The organism is Sphingomonas sp. CFBP 13733, assembly GCF_014841795.1.
Classification (GTDB): Bacteria; Pseudomonadota; Alphaproteobacteria; order Sphingomonadales; family Sphingomonadaceae; genus Sphingomonas; species Sphingomonas aerolata.
In genome coordinates this window covers 617,314-638,091 of the sequence record NZ_JACYUP010000002.1, presented here as the reverse complement: position 1 = coordinate 638,091, position 20,778 = coordinate 617,314, and the positions used below count along the sequence as shown (strand labels likewise).

Sequence of the window (20,778 nt, the reverse complement as noted above, 5' to 3'; positions counted from 1 at the left end):
GGAGTCCTGCGTGCGCAGAAAAACGTCAACGCGTGACGACTTCGCGAATCACGAAATGCGAGGCCAGCCGCGTGACGCCGGGCAGTTGCGACAGCGTCTCGCGGTGGATCCTCTCGAACGTCTCGCCGCGGCGGAGCTCGACATGCAGCATGTAATCCGCCTCGCCGCTCATCAGGAAGCATTGCACGACCTGCGGGCATCGCACGATCTCCGCCTCGAACGCCGCCATCGTCTCCTTGCGCTGGTCCCGCAGCGTGACGTTGACCAGGACGATGCTCGGATCGCCGCGCGCCGCGCGCGACAGGACCGCGCGATAGCCGGTGATCGCGCCGCTCTCGCGCAGCTGCGCGACGCGGCGATGCGCCGCGCTGGGCGACAGGCCTACCGCCTCGCCCAGCTCGGCGCTGGTCAGGTCGGAATTGGCGGCCAGCAGGTCCAGGATCCTGCGCTCGATCGTGATACTCACAAATTTGCCGCTTCGTCGTTCGTGGATGCAATATTCTCCCAAATCCGATAGGGCAGCGGGACGGCTTTGCGAACCCTTCCCGGTCGATGCGCGCTACACTGCGGTTAAAGATAATGGAGTGGAAATGATGCGCGTCGGTGTTCCCAAGGAAATCAAGAATCACGAATATCGTGTCGGTCTGACCCCGCCTTCGGTCGCCGAACTGGTCGCCGCGGGCCATGAGGTCGTCGTCGAGACTCAGGCCGGGTCGGGCATCGACTTCGAGGACCAGGACTATGTCGACGCGGGCGCGACAATCCTGCCGACCGCCGCCGCGGTGTTCGCCGCCGCCGACATGATCGTGAAGGTCAAGGAGCCGCAGCCGGTCGAGATCGCGATGCTCGAACCGCGCCACCTGCTCTTCACCTATCTCCACCTCGCTGCGGACAAGCCGCAGGCCGAAGGGCTGATGAAGTCGGGCGCGACCTGCATCGCGTATGAGACCGTCACCGACCATCGCCGCGGCCTGCCGCTGCTGAAGCCGATGTCCGAGGTCGCGGGCCGCATGTCGGTGCAGGTCGGCGCGCATTATCTCGAAAAGGAACAGGGCGGTCGCGGCGTCCTGCTCGGCGGCGTCCCCGGTGTCGCGCCTGCCAAGGTCGCGATCCTCGGCGGCGGAGTCTCGGGCGTCAACGCCGCGCAGATGGCGGTCGGGATGCGCGCCGACGTGACGATCTACGACATTTCGAACGATCGCCTTGCCGAGCTCGACATGTTCTTCTCGAGCCAGATCAAGACCGCCTATGCGTCGAAGGCGGCGATCGCGGCGGCGGTGAAGAACGCGCATCTCGTGATCGGCGCGGTGCTCGTCCCCGGCGCGGCGGCCCCCAAGCTGGTCACGCGCGAGATGCTCAAGACGATGAAGCGCGGTTCGGTGCTGGTCGACATCGCGATCGACCAGGGTGGCTGTTTCGAGACGAGCCATGCCACCACGCACGAGGATCCGGTGTTCGAGGTCGACGGCGTGATCCATTACTGCGTCGCCAACATGCCCGGCGCAGTCGCGCGCACCTCGGCCTTCGCGCTCAACAACGCGACGCTGCCGTTCGCGCTGAAGCTCGCCAATCTGGGCGCAGAGGCCGCGATGAAGGCCGACCCGCATCTCGCCAACGGGCTCAACGTCTACAAGGGCAAGATCGCGTACAAGGCGGTCGCGGATGATCTGGGTTTACCTTACGAAGCTTGGTCGAATTAAGCGGGAACGGATGCGGAACACAGGGGTTGGACAGGCGGAAGGAATTTCACGCATGTCCGACACCCCGAACCCCAAGTCCGAGCCCTTTTCGAACGCCGAGAAGGATCCGCACGACTGGACGACCGGCGACGAGAAGATGACCGGCGCACAGGCCAGCTATCTGAAGACGCTGTCCGAAGAGGCGCATGAGGAATTCGACGAATCGCTGTCGAAGGCCGATGCCTCGCTCAAGATCGACGAGCTTCAGGGCAAGACCGGCCGCGGCCAGTAAGCCCTTTTGCGGCACGGAACGGGACCCAGGATCCCCGGCATCGCGCCGGACGATCCGGGTCCCGTTTTGCGTCGGTGCCTAGCTCGCCGGTGCGGCGTCCTGTGCGGCCATCACCTGATCGAGCAGCGCGAGGCGGACCGCGATTTCGTCGTGATAGGACACGCTTTTCGGCGTCAGCGCGAGCGCCCGGGCCCAATAGGGTCGCCCCGCCGCGAAATTACCCGACCGGACATAGGCGAGGCCAAGGAAGAAGGGCGGCGCCGGGTGGCGCGGTGCGATCCGCATCGCCTGCTGGAACGCGAACAGCGCCGGCGGCGAGACCTGATCGCCGTCATGCGCGGCCAGCGCATTGGCGAGCCCGGTCCACAGGACGAGGCTTTTCGGCGCGACGCGGATTCCGCCGAGCAGGACCCTCACCGCCGCACGACGTTCGCCGATCCGCGTCATCGCGTCCGCCGCGACCAGATAGGCGGCGGCACCGGTATAGCGTTCGAGCATCTTGTCGCGCAGCTCGATCATCGACCCGTCATCGGGCGTGATCGTCGTGCCCGTCACGACCGGATGCCCGGCAAGCTCGGGCTCGCCCTGCAGTGCATAGCCCGCCCCACCGAGCATCAGCGCGGCGGCGACCATCGACCAGAGCAGCCGGTCGACTCTCAGCACCGCCAGCAGCGCGAACGCCCCGACCGCGATGATTCCGAGCCAGAGCCAGCCCATCAGCGCGTCCTCCGGCGGAAACTCGACCGCGCGATCCACGCGCCGATCGCCAGCAGCGCGATCGGCGCCAGCCATAGCGGCCAGGTCAGCCCCGACAGCGGCGGGTCATAGGTGACATAGTCGCCATAGCGCGACACCAGCCAGTCGCGGACCGAGGCGGGCGTCTCGCCGCGCGCGATCCGTTCGCGGACCAGCGCGCGCATGTCAGCGGCCATGTCGGCATCGCTGTCGGCGATCGACTGGCCTTGGCAGACGAGGCAGCGCAGCGTCTCCATCAGGGCCTTGGCGGAGGCCTCCTTGGCGGGGTCGGCGAGCTGGACATTGGCGTAATGCGCAGGCGGCGTAACGGGCTGCGCGGTTGCCGGCGCAGTGCAGAACACCAGGGTCGCGACCACCGCGCTTCCCGCCAGCCCAAGGCTCAACCGCCCGCTCATCGGGCTTCCCTCACGGCCTGGACGATCTCGCCGATATTGTCCTCGCGGATGTCGCCGATGATCTGCTTGACGACGATCCCGCGGCCGTCGACCACGAAGGTCTCGGGCACGCCCGACGAGCCGAGCGCGAGCTGGACCCGGCTCGCGGTGTCGCTGCCGATCCGCGCATAGGGATCGCCGTTGCGACGCAGGAAACCGGCGATCGCGGGCGTGGTGTCGCGGATCGCGATCGCGTCGATCGGGATGCCCATCGTCTTCAGCCGCATCAGGTGCGGCGCCTCGGCGATGCAGGGCACGCACCAGCTGGCGAACACGTTGAGCAGCCGCGGCTGACCGCCCTTGAACGACGCGCTGGTCAGCCCCGGCTTGCCGGGCACCATCGCGGGCAGCGCGAAATCGGGCAGCGGCTTGCCGACCATCGCCGAGCGCACGACCTTGTCCGCCGGCCGGAACAGCCCGCTCGCGACCACCGCGAACAGCAAGGCGAAGATCGCGAGCGGCGCCCAGAGCGCGAACCGCTTCATGCCCAGGCCGCCCGGACTGCGCTGCGCCGTTCGCGACGCAGCCGCCCGACCAGCGACAGCGCGCCGCCCAGCGCGATCAGCACGCCGCCGAACCAGATCAGCGTCACGAACGGCTTCCACCACAGCCGCAGCTGCCACCGCCCCTGCCCGTCGGGCTGGCCGAGCACGGTATAGAGCTGGCCGTCGAGCGCGGTCAGGATCGCCGATTCATTGGTGCTGGTCGGCGGGTTGGCGAAGAAGCGGAGCTGCGGGTGGAGCCGCGTGCTGTCATCGCCGCGCGTCGCGGTCAGCTGCGCCTCTAGCGCGGACCAGTTCTCGCCGATCACCGGCGAGATCCCGTCGAGCGTGACGCTGTAGGGCCCCACGCGCGCCGCTTCGCCTGCGCGCACCGCGACCAGCGTTTCCTTGGTGAACGCGCTGTCCGACGCCATCCCAGCCAGGCTGACCGCGATGCCGAGATGCGCGAGGACCATGCCATAGGTGAACATCGGCGTGCGCCGGAGATTGCGTTTCCACAAGGGGGCGACGCTGGCGACTGCGAGGCCTGCCGCGAGGCTGAGCCCTGCCCAGGGCAGCACGCCCGGCCAGACGAACAGCAGCGCGACCGCCGCCACCACGGTCGCGGCGATCGGCAGCGCGACCCGGCCGACGACCGCCCTCGCCTCGTCGCGACGCCAGCGCAGCAGCGGCCCGACCGCCATCACCGCGACCACCAATAGCGCGATCGGTCCTGCGGCCTTGTTGAAGAACGGCGGCCCGACCGACAGCTGCACGCCGAAGCTCGCCGCGACGATTGGGTAGAGCGTGCCGATCAGGACGATGCCGAGGATCACCGACAGCAGCAGATTGTTCGCGACCAGCCCGCCCTCGCGGCTGACCGGATCGAAGGTCGTGCCCGCGCGCACGGTGCCGATCCGCGCCGCGAACAGCGCGAGCGCACCACCGATATAGATGGCGAGCAGCGCGAGGATGAACGCGCCGCGCTCCGGATCGACCGCAAAGGCGTGGACGCTGGTCAGGATGCCCGAGCGCACCAGGAACGTGCCGATCATCGACATCGAGAAGGCGACGACAGCGAGCATGATCGTCCACGCGCGCAGCCCGTCGCGCGTCGCCAGCACCGTCACCGAATGGAGCAGCGCGGTTGCCGCGAGCCACGGCATCAGCGACGCGTTCTCGACCGGATCCCAGAACCACCAGCCGCCCCAGCCGAGCTCGTAATAGGCCCAGTAGCTGCCCGCGGTGATGCCGAGCGTCAGGAAGATCCACGCGATCAGCACCCAGGGCCGCATCGCCTTGGCGAAGCCCGGCCCGACGTCGCGCGTGACCAGCGCACCGACCGCGAACGAGAAGGCGACCGAAAGCCCGACATAGCCGGTGTAGAGCGTCGGCGGGTGGAACGCCAAGCCAGGGTCCTGGAGCAGCGGGTTGAGACCCAGTCCGTCGGGCGCGGCCGGGGTCAGCCGTGCGAACGGATTGGAGGAGAAGAGCAGGAACGCATAGAAGCCGAGCGCGATCGTCGCCTGCGCGCCCAGCGTCGCGACCAGGGTGCGTTCGGGCAGCGACCGTTCGAAGATCGCGACTGCGCCGCCCGCCAGCCCGAGGATCGTCACCCAGAGCAGCATCGACCCCTCGTGATTGCCCCAGGCGCCGGCGAACTTGTAAAGCCAAGGCTTGGCCGAATGGCTGTTCTCGACAACAAGCTTCACCGACATGTCGGAGTTGAGGAACAGGTTGATCAGCAGCGCCATTGCCAGCGCGGCGAGCACGCCCTGGACGATCGCCACCGGCCGCACCGCCGCGGCAACGTCGTCGCGACCGCGCGCGATCCCGATCACCGCCATCGCCAGCTGCAGCGCCGCCAGCGCGCCGGCGAGCCAGAGCGCCGCAAGTCCGGCTTCGGCGATCATGAGCCGCGGTCCGGTGCGAGCGTCTTGGTCTCGTGCATCTTGCCCGCCATTTCGGGGGGCATGTACTTCTCGTCATGCTTGGCGAGCAGGTTTGACGCGACGAAGCGGCCGTCGGGCTGGAACTGCCCCTCGGCGACGACCCCCGATTTCTCGCGGAACAGGTTCGGGACGATCCCGGCGAAGACCACCGGCGTGGTCGCGGCGCCGTCGGTGACGGTGAAGTGGACGGTGACGCCGTCCGCCGCGCGCTTGACCGATCCGTCCGCGACCATGCCGCCAAGCCGGACCGCACGGCCGAGCGGCAATCCGTCGCGCTTCACGTCGGACGGTGCGTAGAAGAACGACGCCTGGTCCTTCAGCGCGGACAAAGCGAGCAGCCCCGCGACGACGACCGCGCCGAGCGCGAGAAGCGCGAGGGTGAGCCGCTGATGCTTGGCCTTCATCGCTCCGCCTTCCGCATCGCGAGATAACTGAGCAGCGCGACGACGGCGCCGCCGCCCAGCGTCACGGCATAGGCGGCAATCACGAACGGCCAGGCGGTCATGCGCGCACCTTCACGCTCTGGCCATCCGACGCATCCGCGCCTCGGCCTTGGCGGTGGCGAGCAGGGTCCGCATCCGCATCAGCACGATTCCCGCGAAGACGAAGGTGAAGCCCGCGAGCATGATCGGCAGCGGCCAGAGGATCGCGCCGTCGATCGTCGACTTGGTCAGCCCGATGCTCGGCCCCTGGTGCAGCGTGTTCCACCAGATCACCGAATAGCGGATGATCGGCAGCAGCACCGATCCGGCCAGGCCGTAGAGCGCGGGCACGCGCCCGTCGCCGCCGCGGTCCGCATCCGCCTTCGCCAACGCCATATAGCCGAGATAGACGAAGAACAGCAGCAGCATCGAGGTCAGCCGCCCGTCCCATTGCCACCACGTCCCCCAGGTCGGCCGCCCCCAGATCGAGCCGGTCATCAGGCACAAAGCCGCGAACACCGCGCCGGGCAGCGCGATCGCGCGCGCGGCGATGCCGGCCAGCGGGTGACGCCAGACGAGCAGCATGATGCTGGAGATCGCGATCCCGCTCCATCCGCCCATGCCGAGCCAGGCGGCGGGGACGTGGATGTAGAGGATCCGCACCGTCTCGCCCTGCAGATAGTCGGGCGGGGTCTGCGTCAGGCCCGCCCAGCAGCCCAGCGCGATCAGCGCGACGCCCGCCCAGAACAACGCAGGCGTCAGCGGCCTGGCGATCTTCAGGAAGCGCGCGGGATTGGCAAGGGCGTGCAGGGTGGCCACTGGGTGTTACCACTATGGCAAGTCGTGACGGACTTAAAGCCCCTCTCCCCACGTGGGGAGAGGGAGCGGGCCGGCGTGTCACCGTCCCCGCGAAAGGGAGAAGGATTTAGCGGCCGATCAGGCGCTTTGCGATCGAATCGGCGACGTCGGACGACGGTTCGCCGCTGCGGTCGCTCTCGTCCCAGACCTGGATCAGCCGCTCTGGGATGCGTGCGATCCGTGCCTTCACTTCGGCTTCGTCGCCCTGGCCGAGATATTCGAGCCCGACATTGATGATGCCGCCCGCGTTGATCACGTAATCCGGCGCATAGAGGATGCCGCGTGCGTGCAGTCGCGCACCGTCCTCGCGGACGCTGAGCTGATTGTTCGCGCCGCCCGCGACGACCTTGGCCTTGAGCGCCGCGATCGACATTTCGGTCAGGATCGCACCCAGCGCGTTCGGGCTGAAGATGTCGGTGTCAGTCGTCAGGATCGCCTCGGCGGGGACTGCGGTCGCGCCAAGCTCACCCGCCAGCGCCTGCGCGCGGCCCTCGTCGACGTCCGCGAGCGTCAGCACCGCGCCGTCCTTGGCGAGCAGCCGGGCGAGCCCGCCGCCGACCGAGCCGACGCCCTGGATCGCGACTCGCACGCCCTTCATGTCGGTTGCGCCGAGCCCGCGCTGCGCCGCCGCCTTGACGCCCAGATAGATGCCGAGCGCCGTATACGGCCCCGGATCGCCGCCCGCCGCGCCGCTCGCGACCGGCAGGCCCGAGACGTAGCGCGTCTGCGTCGCGATCACCTTCATCCGCTCTTCGGACATGCCGACGTCCTCGGCGGTCACGTAGCGGCCGCCGAGCGATTCGACCGCGCGGCCGAACGCCTCGAGCTGTTCGGTGGTGATCACGTCGCCGGGCTTGGCCGCGAGGACCACGCCCTTGCCGCCGCCGAGCTCGAGCCCGGCCATCGCGTTCTTGAAGCTCATGCCGCGCGACAGGCGCAGCGCGTCGGTCACCGCGCGGCCATTGTCCGCATAATGCCAGAATCGCGTGCCGCCCGCTGCGGGGCCGAGCTTGGTCGAATGCAGCGCGATGACGGCGCGGAGACCCGAAACCGGATCGGTGAAGACGTGAACGCCCTCATGGTCGTCGAAATCGGGAAGGTCCCAAACCGCTGTCATCGCCGGCTCCATCAGGAAGAAGAAAATTGCTTAAACCTGAAATATTATTTTCCGGCCGGTTTTACCAGCACAAAGCGGCGCAAGGCCAAGCAGTTGGGAAAATAATGGGGCGACCGACGGGACTTGAACCCGCAACATCCGGCATCACAAGCCGACGCTCTAACCAATTGAACTACGATCGCCGCGAAGGCCCGTGCCCCTAAGCGCGCTGTTCGGGTCCGTCAAGCGCCGCGATCATGCGCGGCGTCGAATGTCGTCAAAAACTGCCTTCGATCGCCTGGCTATAGCCGCCGGCCCCGCGCACGAAGCCGATCGATTCGAGCCGCTGCTGAACGATCGGGTCGGTCGGTTGCAGCGTCAGCATCGCGCGGTAGCGGCCCGTGCCGTCGATCCGCAGCGTGATCCCCTCGGTCCCCGCCTGGCTGGCGAGCGGCACGATGAGCGCGTCGCCCTCGCATTTGGGCGTACCGCTGACCGACTGCGGCAGCGTGATCCCCGCCACCTCGCCGCCCAGCGTCGCGCGCACCCGCCCCTCGGCACGCTCGCACTGGCCATCGGCGAACCGCACGGTCACGCCGTCGAGATCGAGCGTGGTGACCGGCACCGGCGCGAACACCGCGCCGGTCGGGATCGTCGCGGTCAGATCATCGACGCCGAACCCGTGACGGCTAACGCTCGCCGCCCCGCGCAGCGGCCGCGGATCGGTCTCGGGCCCGGCCAGCACGATCCGCGCGCGCCCCGCGAGCAGCGGCAAGGGCGCGAGCCGGGCATGGAGGTCGCCGAGCGACAGTTCGCCGAACCGCGCATCGGTCAGCGTCGCGCCCCAGATCGTGCCCGTCACGCGGCGCGCGACGAGGCCGGCATCCTCGATCCCGACCCAGCCGAGCGCGGCGCGCATCGGCAAAAACACGATCAGCGCGAGCAGCAGCATGCCGCCGAACATCGCGGTCGGGCCGGTCCGCAACCGGATCCGCGTGACGCGGCGTGCGCCGACGCCCACGAAGCGTGCGCTGTCGCTCATGCGGCGCGCGCCTTCAACGTCATCGTCACGCTCACCGTACGGTCACCCTTGTCGGTCATGGTCAGTGCGTCGACCAGGATGCCCGCGCGCTCGAGCCGCGCCAGCCATGCGGTCAGCGCGCCCGGCCGCGCCGACGGCATCACGATCCGCACCCGGTCCGCGCCCTCCTGGTCGAGGCTGGTGATCGCGAACCCCGCCAGGTCCGCCTGGGTCCGCACGATGGCATCGAGCGATCCGGTCAGCGGCGTGGGCCGCGATCGCTGCGCGTCGCGGAGCAGCGCGACCATCGCCTGCGTCTCGCCGAGCCGGGTCACGGCATTGGCATGGCGTTCGCGCGCGCTCGACAGACCGTCGCCGACCGGGCGGATCACCGCGCCCCAGAGCAGCGTCAACACCGCGAGCGCCGCCATCACCAGCAACAGCCGCTTCTCGCGCAGCGATCGCCCCTCGAACCAGTGCCGCAACCCGGTCATGCGCCCTCGCTCCCGCCTGCACGGCCCGCCGTGATCGTGAATTCGCCCGACACGCGCCCCGCCGCCGCCTGGAAGACGCCCGCCTGTACCGCAAAGCCGGCACGCTCGAGCGCACTCCTGAGATCGGTCGCCAGCGCCTCGCGCTCGACCGCTACGCCCAGCCGGACGGTCCCGTTCGGCTGGAAGTCGAGCGCGGTGATTTCGCTGCCCGGCGTCGCCTGGACCACGGCGAAGATCGTGGCGGTGGTCGTGCTGAAGCCCAGCCCCGGCCCGCGCACGCGCGACAGCCGTTCGCCAAGCTGGCGCCCGGCATCGTTCACCGTCTCGCCGCGTGGCAGGCCGGAGCGGGCGACCTGTTCGGTCTGCGCCTCGATCATGTCCGCGCCGAAGCTGTATTTCGCGATCCGAACCAGCGTGATCGCCAGCGTCACCGCGAGGATCAGCCCCGACAGCACCGCCAGTCGCCGGATCAGCGCCCAGTCGAGCGCGAATCGCCGCCGCCGCGCGAACATCCCCTGCCGCAGGTCGAGCGGCCATGTCGCGACCGCCGCCGCCAGCGCCGCCTCGAGCGCGTCGGGCTCGACGGCCACCGGCGGCGTGTCGCCCGTCACCAGCGCGGTCAGCCCCGGCTCGTCGCCAAATCCGGTCGATGTCCCGCGCACGACGGGGTCGCCGGCAAGCTCGGCGCGGACATAGCCCTCGGCCGGGCGCGGCAGCAGCATCGGTGCGGGGAGCATCGCGACCGGGTCGACGCCGGCCGCCGCGAGCATCCGCAGCCAGCCCTGCATCGCCTCGATCCCGACCACGCCGATCGGCCGGTCGCCCTGCCCCTCGTCCCCGACCGCGACATGGAGTTCGCCGAGCGGCGCCGCGCTCGCCTCTGCCGCGAGCAGCCGGGCAGCGGCGGTCGCCTGTGCGGCGCTGCGCGACGGCAGTTCGGCCCAGTGCAAGGTCACCGCCTCTGCCGGCGCCACCGCGATGATGCCCGTGTCCGCGCCGAGGTCACTTCGATCATCGGCGGTCGGGATCCCCTCGCCCTGCGCGACGATGCGCTGGTCGGCGATCCGCATCCAGCGAAAGCCGGTCGCGCCGGAGGGAAGGAACAGGAGCGTGGTCATGATGGCTCGCCCCATTGCCGCGATACGAGCCGCGCGGGAAGCGTCGTCGCGTCCATCAGTGCCTGTTCCTGCAAAACCGTCGTCCCCACCGTCACGTCGATATCGAGCGTGAACCATTTCGACACCACTGCCGTCCCCCGTTCGCCGTCCGCATTGGAATTGCCCTGCAACGCCGCGCTCTTGAAGAACACGTCGGTGGTCGCGACCCCTTGCGGCGGGCGTTGCAGGATCATCTGGCGCGCGCCCGCGATCGACATCGTGTCGGGAAACAGCATCGCCAGGATCGGCGCCTGTTCGGGGAGCAGCGTGTTGACGTTGATCGGCGCGGCCTGCGCGACCGGCAATGTACAGATCCACGGCCTGAGCGTCGCATAGATTTGCGGCGTCATGCCGACCACCGCGCGGAGTTCGCTCGGGTCGGTCATCAGCGTGCCGGCGGTGCGATAGGGCGTCTCGCGGTTCAGATAGGCGCCGTCCTCCGCGCCCATCGCCTGCTGGTCCTGATCACTGTCGATCCAGTCGGCGGCGCCCGCGGCGATCTGCTCGCCGACCTGCGCGGGGATATCGAGCAGCCGCATCAACCGGACGAATTGCGGCCGCATCAGCGGGTCGGTGACATAGGCGCCGGCACGTCCGCTCACCAGGCTGTTGAGATTGAAGCAGTTTCCCCCGTCGCGAACGCGCGCGGTCGCAAAGCCGCCGCCGGGCAGCGGCATCCCGAACGGCTTGCCGCTCCAGTCGCCCTGCAACGTCACGCGTTTCACATTGGGGCCCAGCATCGCGTCGATCCGCGTCAGCGCGAGCGTCTCGGCGGCCAGCGCATAGGCGCGCGCCTGCTCCCCCGCCGCGGCATTGCCCGCCAGCCGCGTCGACAGCCGCAGCTTCTCGAGCGCCGCCCCCGCCATCACCGCGACGATCGCGACGAGCATGAGGACGGTCAGCAGCGCGGCGCCCCGCTCTTGTTCAGGGGGCTTCATTCTGGACCTCCCGCGCGGGCGGCGCATAGCCCGATCCGACGAGAAACAGCTGGCGATAGACCAGGCCGTCGGTGCGCTGGACGCTCAGCTCCATCGCCTCGGGCAAGGGCACGCCCTGCACGCCGTCCCAGCGGTCGCTCCACGCGCCGCCGAGCCGGTAGCGCAGCCGGACCTGGCGGACATTGGGCAGCAGCACGGCGGGCGGCAGCGGCGGCGCACCGTCGACCATCGGATAGGCGATCCGCTGCAGCGCGCCGTCCGCGACGCGGTACGCGACCTTCTGCGTGCTCGACCGGGCTGCGCCGTCGATATTGGTCCAGCCACCGCGGACGAGGCGGAGCATCGGTGCGACGTCCGACCCGCTTTCGCCGACGAAGGCGGGCACCGGGGCGCCGGATTCGTCGCGCGTGCCCCGCAGCGCCGCCTGGCCGAGATCGGCGGACAGGATCGACATCGTCCGCGTCAACGCGCCGAGATCGTCGAGCTTCGTCCCCGTCGCACTCTGCGCCTTCACGCTGAACGACAGGATCGCCACCCCCGCCGCCGCGATCATGCCGAAGATCAGCAGCGAGACCATCACCTCGACCAAAGTGAAGCCGTGTTCGGCGGAGCGCCTCACGGGGGTGAAGCCGTGTTCGGCGGAGCGCCTGCCCACTCCGTCATCCCGGGCTCGACCCGGGACCCAGAGCCCAGCAGCGCCGCGCCCGCGACCCTGGGTCCCGGCGTTCGCCGGGATGACGGCAAGAGAGATCACGCCCCCACCCACCCCGTCATGTGCCACTCGACCCGCGACCCCGAGCCTGACAGCGCGCCGCGCGGTCATGACGTCGTCACCGTCGTCGCGGACTGGCGCGGGGCGGGGCGGATCATCGTGAGGCGGCCGAGCACCGCGCCGCCGCGATCCGCGACCGCCACGTCGATCCGCAAGACGGACGATCCGCCCATCGCGCGCACCGAGCGCGTCCAGGCCCAGCGGCGCCCGCCATTGGTCTCGGCGCCGGTGACGGTGCCGGCGGTGGGCGGCTGCGCCTGCGTCACCGCGTCGATCGCGACGTTGCGCGCGACCATCTGGGCGACCAGCGTGTCGTCGAGGATCGACGCACCGCGGATCGTCGCGCTCTCCAGCCGGACGAGTGCCATCGCCGCGAGGCTGAACACCGCGAGCGCGACCATGATCTCGATGAGCGTGAACCCGCGATCGGTTTCAGCGCGCATCGGCGCGCATGTATGAGGATCAGCGCGCATCGGCGCGCACGGTGCCATCGGCGTCGATCGTCACGGTCGCGTTCGCCCCGCCGCGGCTGAGCGTCACGACCGCGGGCCGGTCGACCAGCCCGGTCGGGTCGAAGGTCACGCGGACGCGCCCGCTCATGTCGCCGATCACCGCGCGCGTGCCGTCGTTCCAGCGTTCGACGCGCATCGGTTTCTCGCTGATCGGCGTCCAGCCGCCCGCGAGCCGCTGGTCGAAGCCATAGCCGCCGCCGGTGATCCAGACGCTGACCGGGCGTGCCTCGACGATCGCCGAATCATGCGCCGCGCGCGTCCGCGCCGCGAACCGCGTCGCCTCGTCGAACACGCGGCCGCGCGGGTCGGGCATGACGAAGACCGCCACCGCCGATGCGAGCCCGATGATCGTCACCACGACCATCAGCTCTACCAGCGTGAAGCCGTGTTCGGCGTAACGCCTCGCGGGCGTGAAGCCGCGGTCGGCGTGACGCCAGGACCTACTGCCAGCTGCCAATATCGGCATCGATCCCCTCGCCGCCTTCCTTGCCATCGGCGCCGAAGGTCCAGACGTCGGCCTCGCCATGCGTGCCGGGCGAGGCATAGAGATACGGGCGACCCCAGGGGTCGTTCGGCAGCTTCTTCAGATACCCGCCACGCTGATAGCGCGACGGATCGGTCAGCCCGGCGGGTGCGGTGACGAGTGCATTCAGCCCCTGCGACGTGTTGGGGAAGGTCATGTTCTGCAGCTTGTAGAGCTCCAGCCCGCCCTCGATCTGCGCGATGTCGGCCTTCGCCTTCTGGATCCGCGCGGTATCGCCCGAGGGCAGCACGTTGAGCGCGACGATCGTCGCCAGCAGGCCGATGATGACGATGACCACCATCAGCTCGACGAGGGTAAAGCCGGCCTCGCGGCGCTTCTTCTTCTCTTCCGGACGCATACAAAACCTCATTGGCCTGCCAGCGTATTGAGCTGGAGGATCGGGAGCAGGATGGATAGCACGATCGTCGCGACGATGCCGCCCATCACGACGATGATCAGCGGTTCGAGCAGCGACAGAGCGGTAGCGGTGAAGCGGTCGAATTCGCGTTCGAGATAGTCGGCGGCGCGTTCGAGCATCTCGTCGAGCCGCCCCGCCGCCTCGCCCGACGCGGCGAGATAGGTCAGCAGCGGCGGGAACACGCCCGCACGCCGCATCGCCGCGGACAGGCTGCCGCCGCTGCGGATCGCGTCGACGATCTGGTCCGACGCGAGCCGCAGCCGACGGTTGTGGATCGTGCTGGCGGTCAGGTTAAGCCCTTCGAGCAGCGGCAAGCGGCTCGCGACCATCGTCCCCAGCGTCCGCGCCATCCGCGCCGCATGAAGGTCGCGCAGCAGTCGCCCGAGCATCGGGATCCTGAGCAGCCAGCTGTCGAAGGCGAGCCGGAAGCCCGGATCCTTCAGCGCGCGCCACAGGATCAGTCCCGACAGCAGCAGGACCAGCGCGATCACCCACCAATAGCCGACGAGGAAGGCCGAAAACGCCATCACCATCCGGGTCAGCAGCGGCAGCTCCTGCCCGACCGTGTCGAACTGTTCGACCACCTGCGGCACGACGAACATCATCAGCGCGGTGACCACCCCCATCGCGACGAGCGCGAGGATCGACGGATAGGCGAGCGCGGTGATCAGCTTGCCGCGGATCTCCGCCTGGCGTTCGAGCAAAGCGGCGAGCCGGTCGAGGATCGTCGGCAACGACCCCGAACTCTCGCCGGCCGCGACCATCGCGCGGTAGAGCGGCGGGAAGCTCTTGGGCTCGCGCGCCATCGCATCCGCCAGCCGCCGGCCCTCGACGACGCCCGCATGGACGTGCTGGACGATGGCGCGGACGCTGTCCTGTTCGGTCTGACGGGTGATCGTGCGCAGCGATTCCTCGAGCGGCGACACGCGGTTGAGCGTGGCGAGCTGGCGCGTGAACAGCGTCAGATTCTTGCCCGACATCTTGGGCTTGCCGAGCTGCAACCCGAACAGCGGCCGCCCCTTGGTCGCCTGCGGCGGCGCGCCCGGGCTGATCTTGACGACGTAGAATTTACGCGCGTCGAGCGTCGCGCGCGCGAGGTCGATGTCCGCCGCGGCGACATGGCCGCGGCGCTCGGCGCCCTTGGTGTCGATCGCGACATAGTCGAAATCAGCCATGCGGGTTGCCCGGTTGCCGCATTATCCCGTTCGTTTCGAGCGAAGTCGAGAAACCGTTGCCGCGCGCGCGGACAGGCGTTTCTCGACTGCGCTCGAAACGAACGGAAGGCCAGAGGGGCGTCATGCCGCCGCCACCTCGACGACTTCGGTCGTGTCGCGGCGCGAGACGCGGACCGCCTCCTCCGCCGTGGTCTGTCCCGACAGCACCAGTTCGCGCGCCGACTGTGCCATGTTCGGCGACTTGGCAAAGGCATGCGCGGTGATGTCGGATTCGGCGCCGTCGGTGTTGATCAGGCGACGGATCGTGTCGTCGATGCGGACCGCCTCGAACACGCCGATCCGGCCCTTGTAGCCCGTCTGGTTGCAGTCGTCGCACCCTTGCGCGACGTAGACCACCGCGTCCGGCGCGATGCCGAGCAACGGCGCGACGGTATCCGATGCCGGCACAGCCTTGCGACAGGTCGGACACAGCCGCCGCACCAGCCGCTGCGCGATCACCGCGCGCAGCGTCGAGGCGAGCAGGAAGCTTTCGACCTTCATGTCGCGCATTCTCGTGATCGCGCCGATCGCGTCGTTGGTGTGGACGGTCGACAGCACCAGATGCCCGGTCAACGACGCCTGCACCGCGATCTCGGCGGTTTCGCGGTCGCGGATTTCGCCGACCATCACCACGTCGGGATCCTGACGCAGGATCGCGCGCAGCCCCGCCGCAAACGTCAGCCCGACCTTCGGATTGACCTGGGTTTGTCCTACCCCGTCGACCGCGTACTCGACCGGATCCTCGACCGTCAGGATGTTGCGACTGCCGTCGTTGAGCAGGCGCAGCGCGGCGTAGAGCGAGGTCGTCTTGCCCGAGCCGGTCGGCCCGGTGACGAGGATGATACCGTTCGGCTCGCTCAGCGCCTCGTTCAGCAGCGCGAACAAGGCGGGCGGGAGGCCCAGCGCCTCGAGGTCGATGCCGGCATTTTCCTTGTCGAGGATACGCAGCACGACGCGCTCGCCCGCGCGGCTCGGCAGCGTCGAGACGCGGACGTCGAGCAGCTTGCCACCCAAAGTCAGCCCCATGCGGCCGTCCTGCGGCACGCGGCGCTCGGCGATGTCGAGCCGCGCCATGACCTTGATCCGGCTGACGACGACCGGCGCGACGTTGGGCGGCATACGCAACGTCTCGCGCAGCACGCCGTCGATGCGCATCCGTACGACGAGGCCGGTCTCGTACGGCTCGATATGGATGTCGGACACGCCGTTGCGCGCGGCGTCGGCGATGATCCCGTTGATCAGCCGGATCGCGGGCGCGTCGTCGGCGGTGTCGAGCAGATCCTCCGCGGTCGGCATGTCGCCTGCGAGCAGATCGAGCTCGTCGCCCATCCCGACCGCGGCGAGCGCATTGGCCTGGCCGTCCATCGCATAGACGTTGGAAAGCAGCCGGTCGAACGCGGGCGCCTCGACCGTGCCGATCGCGAACGGGCGGCCGAGATAGCGGCGCAGTTCGAGCAGCACCTTCGGGTCCGCGCCCGCGCGCATCGCGATCGTCAGCGGCGAATCGGGGTCGGTGTGGTCGACGACGACTCCGAACTTGCGTGCGAAGGCGTAGGGGATGGTGATCTGGGGGAGTGCGACCTCTTCGACCTCCGTTCCCCGGCGAAGGCCGGGGTCCAGTTGGGCAGCGGTCGCGATCGACGGGACAGGATCACCCAACTGGGCCCCGGCCTCCGCCGGGGAACGCGCAATGTCATGCCCCTCGCGGATGATCATTTCTTCACCGGCCGGAAGACCGTGCTCGTGCTGCGCACCGGTACCGCGATCCGCGGATCCTCGATGCTGCCGGGGATCGGCCCCGACGGGATCGGCGGCGCCGCGCCCATGTAGTCGCGCACCAGCTGGTCGATCGACGGCTCGCGCTCGGGCTCGGCGAGCCCCTGCTGCAAACGCAGATAGCCGTAACGCTGTTCGGTGATCCGCCGGCTGTCGCCCGCGGTACGCAGGATCGTCGGCCGGATGAAGATCATCAAATTGGTCTTCGACCGCTGCTTCGCCTTCGAGGTGAACAGGTGGCCGAGCACCGGCAGGTCGCCCAGCAGCGGGATCTTCTCGATCGTCCGGCGCTCGTTGTCGTCGAGCAGGCCGCTGATCACCGCGATCTGGCCGTCGTCGACGGTCCGCACCGTCTCGACCTCGCGCTTGTTGAGGATCAGGTCGCTATTGTCGCTCGACACCGGACCGGCGATCGAGCTGACCTCGAGCCGGAGGTTGAGCTTGACCGTCCCGCTCGAATTCACCTGCGGGCGGACGGTCAGCTCGATCCCGACATTCTGGCGCTGCGTGGTGCGGAACGCGTTGTCGAAATTGTTCGACAGCGCCTGCCCCGTGGTGATCGGGATCTCCTGCCCGACCAGGCTGTGCGCTTCCTGGTTGTCGAGCGTGACGAGGTGCGGGACCTGGAGCAGGTTGGACGTCGTGTCGCTCTTCACCGCGTTGATGATCGCGCCGAAAAAGGTGCTGCCGATCTTGCCGCCAAAGCCACCGAACCCGCCGGTCGCGGCGAGGATCGAGCTGATCGCGGATTGCTGGAGCGTGTCGGCGGCGCTGCTGGTGTTCTTCGTCACCGTCGTGCTGCCGTCGGTGTTCGTCGTCGTCGTGGTCGAGGTATTGAGCTGCGTCGCGCCGATCGCACCCGCAATCTGCAGGATGTTCGGCGCGGAGTTCGAAAAGGTCGACGCGCCGAACGCGCCGCCGCTGGGATCGCCGACGATGAACTGCGCACCCAGCGTCCGTGCGGTGGTGTCCGACACCTCGGCGACGATCGCCTCGACGAGCACCTGTTCGCGGCGCGTATCGAGCTGGCGGACCACCTCGGCGAGCTGACGCTGGATCTCGGCGGGCGCGGCGATGACGATCGCGTTGGCGCCGATGAAGCGCGTGACGACCGCGGCGGTGCGGCCCCCCGCGGCGGTGATCGCGGGCTGGCCAGAGCCCGATCCCGACGATCCGCCGCTCGACTGGACCGGCTGGCTCACCTGCGCCTGCTGGGTGCCGCCAAAGCCCGATCCGCCGCCATTGCTGCCACTGCTGCTGTTCGCGCCGAAATTGGAGCGCGACAGCGGCTGGCTGCTCGGCTGGGTCGGGGTCTGGCCGACCAGTTCCTGCAGCACCGGCAGCAATTGTTCGGCATCGGCGTTTTCGAGGAACACGACCTTGATCTCGGTGCCGTTGCGCGCCTTCTGGTCGAGGTCGGCGGCGACCTGCGCCAGCCGCGCGACCGTCGTCGGATCGCCGCGCAGCGCGACCGCGTTCGATCCCTCGACCGCGACCACCGACGCGGTCGGTCCCGATCCCGCGCCGCCGCCCTGCGCGCCGCCCGCGGCCCCGCCGGTGCCGATCAGGCCCTGCAGCGCGGTCGCGATGTCGCGCGCGCTCGCATTCTTGAGCGCGACGACGCGCGTCGACGAGGTGTCGGTGTCGACCCGGCGGATGACCTCGCGGATGCGGCGGATATTGTCGGCGAAATCGACCACCACCAGGCTGTTGCCGCCGCGGTTCGCGGTGACCGACCCCTGCGCGCTGACCAGCGGCCGGACGGTGTCGACCGCACTCGCCGCGTCGGTCGCGCGCAGCCGGATGATCTCGGTGACATAGCTGTTGCGCGCCGCCCCCGCGACGCCGATCCGGCTCGGCTGCGACGCGGCATTGTCGAGCGGCTGCACGCGGAACGCCCCGTTCGAGGTCGGCACCGCGACTAGCCCGTTGGCGCGCAGCGTGGAGAGGAACACCTCGAAATATTCGGACCGGCTGAGCGGCCGGTCGGTGACGACGGTCACCTTGCCCGACACCCGGTTGTCGATGATGAAGGTGCGCCCCGTGACCTTGGCGGCATCGGCGATGAACGCGCGGATATCGGCGTCGCGGACGTTGAGCGTCGTCTGCGCGCGCACTTCCGCCGCCAGCGTCAGCGCCAGCACCGGAGCAAGGACCGAGGCGAAAACCAGATTCTTCATTGCAGCCTTGGTCTTGGAAAGGGGAAGGGAAGCGAGAGCCATGCCGGAGATCATTGCGGAGGTGCGATCGTGATGGCGAGCGGCAGCGTGTCCTTGCCGCGTTCGACGGTGATGGGCACGTTGCCGCCCTGCGCGAAGTCGGCGGCGATGCGGTCGAGATCGCCCGGCCCGGTGACGGGACGCCCGCCGATCGAGGTGACGATGTCGCCGTCGCGCAGCCCCGCCTGGCGGAAGGCGTTGCCCGAGCCCTGCGACCGGACCGTCAGCCCGCTGACGCGGCCGCCGTCGATCCGCGGGATGAAGCCGATCTCGCTGCGCAACTGGCCGATCGCGATGCCCGCGCCGCCCGGCGGTGGCGCCGCGCCCGGCGCTGCGCCGGTCGGGGATACCGGCGCGACCGCGTCGGACTGGTCGAGGAACAGATCCTCGTCGACGCCGCCGCGATCGATCGTGACATGGTCGAACGCGACCGCCTTCAGCCGGACGCCGGGCTGGATCTCTTCGCCGACGACGATGCTGGTCTGGACATTGTCCGCGCCCGCGATGATCGCCGAGCTCCGACCGGTCGCATCGTCGATCCGCGTCCCGAACAGCGTCAACTGCAGCGCGGTGACGGTCGCGGGTCCGGCGCCGGCGGGCGCGCCCAGCCGGAAGAACGGATCGAAGCTGCGCAGGATGTCGCCATTCGCCCCCGCGGGTGCGATCGCTGCCGGGCGCCACGCGCCGAGCGGCGTCACCGGCGCCACCGCGACCCAGATCAGCCGCGCACACTGCACCGCCAGCCCCGCCATCAGCGCGAGCTCGGCGGCGGAATATACCGTGATCACGGGCAGCCGCCGCAGGATACGGCGCGCACGTGCGTCGATCGTCAATCGCATGAGCGAACCCCCTCCCGACGCGGTGCCGCCGCCATTGGCGCCCCCAATGGCGCTAGGCATGCCATGTTACAGTTACGCGTCAATCTGGCGATAGATTTATGCCGCGCTGGCGCAAGCGCGGATTGCCCGGCAAAACAGCATCATGGTCATTACCTCCGCCGACACGCCGCCCGCCCCCTCTCCGGTCTCACTCGGCAGCGGCCTGCCCGCCGAGCCGGTTGTCGCGCGGCTGACCGCGGCCCCCGGCGTCCAGCGCGTGCCGAGCCCCAAGCTGACGCTCTTCCTCAACCGCGGCTTCCTGTCGCCCGCGCTGTGCGCCGCGCTGCTCGAGCGGATCGACGCCGTCCGTCGCCCGTCGACAATTTCCGATTCGAACGGCGATGCGAGCTACCGCACGAGCGAGACGGGCGACCTCGACCCCGCCGATCCGGTGGTGATCGACGTCGAGGCGCGGATCGCTGCGCTGACCGGGCTCGACGGCATCTATGGCGAACCGCTCCAGGGGCAGCGTTATGCGGTGGGGCAGGAGTTCAAGGGACACACCGATTATTTCGAGCCGACCGGTGTCGACTATGACCGCTATTGCAGCGTCGCGGGCAATCGCACCTGGACCGTGATGGTCTATCTCAACCAGCCCGAGGCGGGCGGCGCGACGCGGTTCAAGGCGATCGACAAGATCGTCCAGCCCGAGACGGGCAAGCTGCTCGCCTGGAACAACCGCCGGCCCGACGGCACGCCCAACCCCGCGACGCTCCACCACGGCATGAAGGTCCGCAGCGGCGTCAAATACGTCATCACGAAATGGTACCGCGAGCGCCCCTGGAGGTAGCTACCCCTACCCCGGTACCCGGGATTCAGAGCCACGCAGCGGTCCGCCCGTGACCCTGGGTCCCGGCTTCCGCCGGGATGACGGGGCGGTGCTAG

23 protein-coding genes and 1 tRNA gene are annotated in these 20,778 nt (G+C 69.3%); 3 read left to right on the top strand and 21 right to left on the bottom strand.

Going from position 1 to position 20,778, the window contains the following annotated elements; genetic code table 11:
* Nucleotides 1-25 precede the first annotated feature (25 nt).
* Entirely contained in the window at nucleotides 26-466 is a 441-nt protein-coding gene (locus tag IFT71_RS07200; protein ID WP_166747635.1) for an Lrp/AsnC ligand binding domain-containing protein, read from the bottom strand.
* A 127-nt stretch (nucleotides 467-593) separates the two neighbouring features.
* Here IFT71_RS07200 and ald point away from each other — a divergent pair, with 127 nt between their 5' ends.
* Together ald and IFT71_RS07190 are read left to right on the top strand one after the other, a co-directional pair.
* On the top strand, nucleotides 594-1,700 hold the full coding sequence (ald, locus tag IFT71_RS07195) for an alanine dehydrogenase (RefSeq protein ID WP_037532307.1): 1,107 nt from the start codon (nucleotides 594-596) through the stop codon (nucleotides 1,698-1,700).
* A 52-nt stretch (nucleotides 1,701-1,752) separates the two neighbouring features.
* A complete protein-coding gene (locus tag IFT71_RS07190; RefSeq protein ID WP_031440730.1) occupies nucleotides 1,753-1,971 on the top strand; it encodes a DUF3072 domain-containing protein in 219 nt (72 codons plus the stop codon).
* 78 nt (nucleotides 1,972-2,049) lie between these two features.
* Here the strand turns inward: IFT71_RS07190 and IFT71_RS07185 are convergent, their stop codons facing one another.
* The 20 genes from IFT71_RS07185 to IFT71_RS07090 all read right to left on the bottom strand — a co-directional run bounded on the left by IFT71_RS07185 (nucleotide 2,050) and on the right by IFT71_RS07090 (nucleotide 19,854).
* Entirely contained in the window at nucleotides 2,050-2,727 is a 678-nt protein-coding gene (locus tag IFT71_RS07185; RefSeq protein ID WP_342212612.1) for a tetratricopeptide repeat protein, read from the bottom strand.
* On the bottom strand, nucleotides 2,688-3,122 hold the full coding sequence (locus IFT71_RS07180; RefSeq protein WP_192139906.1) for a cytochrome c-type biogenesis protein: 435 nt from the start codon (nucleotides 3,120-3,122) through the stop codon (nucleotides 2,688-2,690). Before IFT71_RS07180 ends, IFT71_RS07185 begins: the two co-directional genes overlap by 40 nt.
* Nucleotides 3,119-3,646 (bottom strand): redoxin family protein, encoded by a 528-nt coding sequence (locus IFT71_RS07175; RefSeq protein ID WP_031440727.1) that lies wholly within the window; start codon nucleotides 3,644-3,646, stop codon nucleotides 3,119-3,121. Before IFT71_RS07175 ends, IFT71_RS07180 begins: the two co-directional genes overlap by 4 nt.
* On the bottom strand, nucleotides 3,643-5,556 hold the full coding sequence (locus IFT71_RS07170; RefSeq protein WP_192139904.1) for a heme lyase CcmF/NrfE family subunit: 1,914 nt from the start codon (nucleotides 5,554-5,556) through the stop codon (nucleotides 3,643-3,645). The genes IFT71_RS07175 and IFT71_RS07170 overlap by 4 nt, the downstream gene beginning before the upstream one ends.
* Nucleotides 5,553-5,999, bottom strand: coding sequence for a cytochrome c maturation protein CcmE (gene ccmE, locus IFT71_RS07165; RefSeq protein ID WP_031395338.1), 447 nt, complete (start codon nucleotides 5,997-5,999; stop codon nucleotides 5,553-5,555). Before ccmE ends, IFT71_RS07170 begins: the two co-directional genes overlap by 4 nt.
* 111 nt (nucleotides 6,000-6,110) lie before the next feature.
* Nucleotides 6,111-6,836 carry a heme ABC transporter permease CcmC gene (ccmC, locus tag IFT71_RS07160; protein ID WP_107932387.1) on the bottom strand — a complete coding sequence of 242 codons (726 nt, stop codon included), beginning with the start codon at nucleotides 6,834-6,836 and terminating at the stop codon, nucleotides 6,111-6,113.
* A gap of 106 nt (nucleotides 6,837-6,942) precedes the next feature.
* Nucleotides 6,943-7,992: a Leu/Phe/Val dehydrogenase gene (locus IFT71_RS07155; protein WP_192007233.1), complete on the bottom strand. Its 1,050-nt coding sequence runs from the start codon at nucleotides 7,990-7,992 to the stop codon at nucleotides 6,943-6,945.
* Nucleotides 7,993-8,097: 105 nt separating this feature from the next.
* A tRNA-His gene (locus IFT71_RS07150) sits at nucleotides 8,098-8,174 on the bottom strand.
* 74 nt (nucleotides 8,175-8,248) lie between these two features.
* Nucleotides 8,249-9,013, bottom strand: a complete 765-nt coding sequence (gene gspN / locus IFT71_RS07145; protein ID WP_192139902.1) for a type II secretion system protein N — start codon at nucleotides 9,011-9,013, stop codon at nucleotides 8,249-8,251.
* Nucleotides 9,010-9,486 carry a type II secretion system protein GspM gene (gspM, locus tag IFT71_RS07140; RefSeq protein WP_037532937.1) on the bottom strand — a complete coding sequence of 159 codons (477 nt, stop codon included), beginning with the start codon at nucleotides 9,484-9,486 and terminating at the stop codon, nucleotides 9,010-9,012. Before gspM ends, gspN begins: the two co-directional genes overlap by 4 nt.
* A complete protein-coding gene (gspL, locus tag IFT71_RS07135; protein ID WP_192139900.1) occupies nucleotides 9,483-10,604 on the bottom strand; it encodes a type II secretion system protein GspL in 1,122 nt (373 codons plus the stop codon). Before gspL ends, gspM begins: the two co-directional genes overlap by 4 nt.
* Nucleotides 10,601-11,581 (bottom strand): type II secretion system minor pseudopilin GspK, encoded by a 981-nt coding sequence (gene gspK, locus IFT71_RS07130; RefSeq protein ID WP_159511153.1) that lies wholly within the window; start codon nucleotides 11,579-11,581, stop codon nucleotides 10,601-10,603. Before gspK ends, gspL begins: the two co-directional genes overlap by 4 nt.
* Nucleotides 11,568-12,236, bottom strand: coding sequence for a type II secretion system minor pseudopilin GspJ (gene gspJ / locus IFT71_RS07125; protein WP_342212611.1), 669 nt, complete (start codon nucleotides 12,234-12,236; stop codon nucleotides 11,568-11,570). The genes gspK and gspJ overlap by 14 nt, the downstream gene beginning before the upstream one ends.
* A 164-nt stretch (nucleotides 12,237-12,400) precedes the next feature.
* Entirely contained in the window at nucleotides 12,401-12,796 is a 396-nt protein-coding gene (gene gspI / locus IFT71_RS07120) for a type II secretion system minor pseudopilin GspI (protein ID WP_192070149.1), read from the bottom strand.
* Nucleotides 12,797-12,815: 19 nt separating this feature from the next.
* Nucleotides 12,816-13,331, bottom strand: a complete 516-nt coding sequence (locus IFT71_RS07115; protein WP_192139896.1) for a GspH/FimT family pseudopilin — start codon at nucleotides 13,329-13,331, stop codon at nucleotides 12,816-12,818.
* The gene (gspG, locus tag IFT71_RS07110; protein WP_031395041.1) at nucleotides 13,306-13,746 is read right to left on the bottom strand and encodes a type II secretion system major pseudopilin GspG; all 441 of its coding nucleotides are present in this window, start codon (nucleotides 13,744-13,746) and stop codon (nucleotides 13,306-13,308) included. Before gspG ends, IFT71_RS07115 begins: the two co-directional genes overlap by 26 nt.
* 8 nt (nucleotides 13,747-13,754) lie before the next feature.
* Complete coding sequence (gspF, locus tag IFT71_RS07105; RefSeq protein WP_192139894.1) at nucleotides 13,755-14,981, bottom strand: type II secretion system inner membrane protein GspF; 1,227 nt, start codon at nucleotides 14,979-14,981, stop codon at nucleotides 13,755-13,757.
* A 120-nt stretch (nucleotides 14,982-15,101) separates the two neighbouring features.
* Nucleotides 15,102-16,736 (bottom strand): ATPase, T2SS/T4P/T4SS family, encoded by a 1,635-nt coding sequence (locus tag IFT71_RS07100; RefSeq protein WP_192139892.1) that lies wholly within the window; start codon nucleotides 16,734-16,736, stop codon nucleotides 15,102-15,104.
* Nucleotides 16,733-18,976, bottom strand: coding sequence for a type II secretion system secretin GspD (gspD, locus tag IFT71_RS07095; protein ID WP_192139890.1), 2,244 nt, complete (start codon nucleotides 18,974-18,976; stop codon nucleotides 16,733-16,735). The genes IFT71_RS07100 and gspD overlap by 4 nt, the downstream gene beginning before the upstream one ends.
* Nucleotides 18,977-19,026: 50 nt before the next feature.
* Nucleotides 19,027-19,854 (bottom strand): type II secretion system protein N, encoded by an 828-nt coding sequence (locus IFT71_RS07090; RefSeq protein WP_107046005.1) that lies wholly within the window; start codon nucleotides 19,852-19,854, stop codon nucleotides 19,027-19,029.
* Between the two features lie 142 nt (nucleotides 19,855-19,996).
* Between IFT71_RS07090 and IFT71_RS07085 the strand changes: the two genes are divergently transcribed.
* Nucleotides 19,997-20,683 (top strand): prolyl hydroxylase family protein, encoded by a 687-nt coding sequence (locus tag IFT71_RS07085; RefSeq protein WP_192139888.1) that lies wholly within the window; start codon nucleotides 19,997-19,999, stop codon nucleotides 20,681-20,683.
* The last annotated feature ends 95 nt before the right edge of the window (nucleotides 20,684-20,778 follow it).

Coding starts and splice junctions, on each gene's coding strand:
- ald (WP_037532307.1), top strand. CDS start 594: ATGCGCGTCGGTGTTCCCAAGGAAATCAAGAATCACGAATATCGTGTC.
- gspK (WP_159511153.1), bottom strand. CDS start 11,581: ATGAAGCCCCCTGAACAAGAGCGGGGCGCCGCGCTGCTGACCGTCCTC.
- gspN (WP_192139902.1), bottom strand. CDS start 9,013: ATGAGCGACAGCGCACGCTTCGTGGGCGTCGGCGCACGCCGCGTCACG.
- IFT71_RS07175 (WP_031440727.1), bottom strand. CDS start 3,646: ATGAAGCGGTTCGCGCTCTGGGCGCCGCTCGCGATCTTCGCCTTGCTG.
- gspL (WP_192139900.1), bottom strand. CDS start 10,604: ATGACCACGCTCCTGTTCCTTCCCTCCGGCGCGACCGGCTTTCGCTGG.
- gspG (WP_031395041.1), bottom strand. CDS start 13,746: ATGCGTCCGGAAGAGAAGAAGAAGCGCCGCGAGGCCGGCTTTACCCTC.
- gspM (WP_037532937.1), bottom strand. CDS start 9,486: ATGACCGGGTTGCGGCACTGGTTCGAGGGGCGATCGCTGCGCGAGAAG.
- IFT71_RS07180 (WP_192139906.1), bottom strand. CDS start 3,122: ATGAGCGGGCGGTTGAGCCTTGGGCTGGCGGGAAGCGCGGTGGTCGCG.
- IFT71_RS07085 (WP_192139888.1), top strand. CDS start 19,997: ATGGTCATTACCTCCGCCGACACGCCGCCCGCCCCCTCTCCGGTCTCA.
- IFT71_RS07170 (WP_192139904.1), bottom strand. CDS start 5,556: ATGATCGCCGAAGCCGGACTTGCGGCGCTCTGGCTCGCCGGCGCGCTG.
- IFT71_RS07100 (WP_192139892.1), bottom strand. CDS start 16,736: ATGATCATCCGCGAGGGGCATGACATTGCGCGTTCCCCGGCGGAGGCC.
- IFT71_RS07155 (WP_192007233.1), bottom strand. CDS start 7,992: ATGACAGCGGTTTGGGACCTTCCCGATTTCGACGACCATGAGGGCGTT.
- gspI (WP_192070149.1), bottom strand. CDS start 12,796: ATGCGCGCTGAAACCGATCGCGGGTTCACGCTCATCGAGATCATGGTC.
- IFT71_RS07090 (WP_107046005.1), bottom strand. CDS start 19,854: ATGCGATTGACGATCGACGCACGTGCGCGCCGTATCCTGCGGCGGCTG.
- gspF (WP_192139894.1), bottom strand. CDS start 14,981: ATGGCTGATTTCGACTATGTCGCGATCGACACCAAGGGCGCCGAGCGC.
- gspD (WP_192139890.1), bottom strand. CDS start 18,976: ATGAAGAATCTGGTTTTCGCCTCGGTCCTTGCTCCGGTGCTGGCGCTG.
- IFT71_RS07190 (WP_031440730.1), top strand. CDS start 1,753: ATGTCCGACACCCCGAACCCCAAGTCCGAGCCCTTTTCGAACGCCGAG.
- IFT71_RS07115 (WP_192139896.1), bottom strand. CDS start 13,331: ATGCCGATATTGGCAGCTGGCAGTAGGTCCTGGCGTCACGCCGACCGC.
- ccmE (WP_031395338.1), bottom strand. CDS start 5,999: ATGAAGGCCAAGCATCAGCGGCTCACCCTCGCGCTTCTCGCGCTCGGC.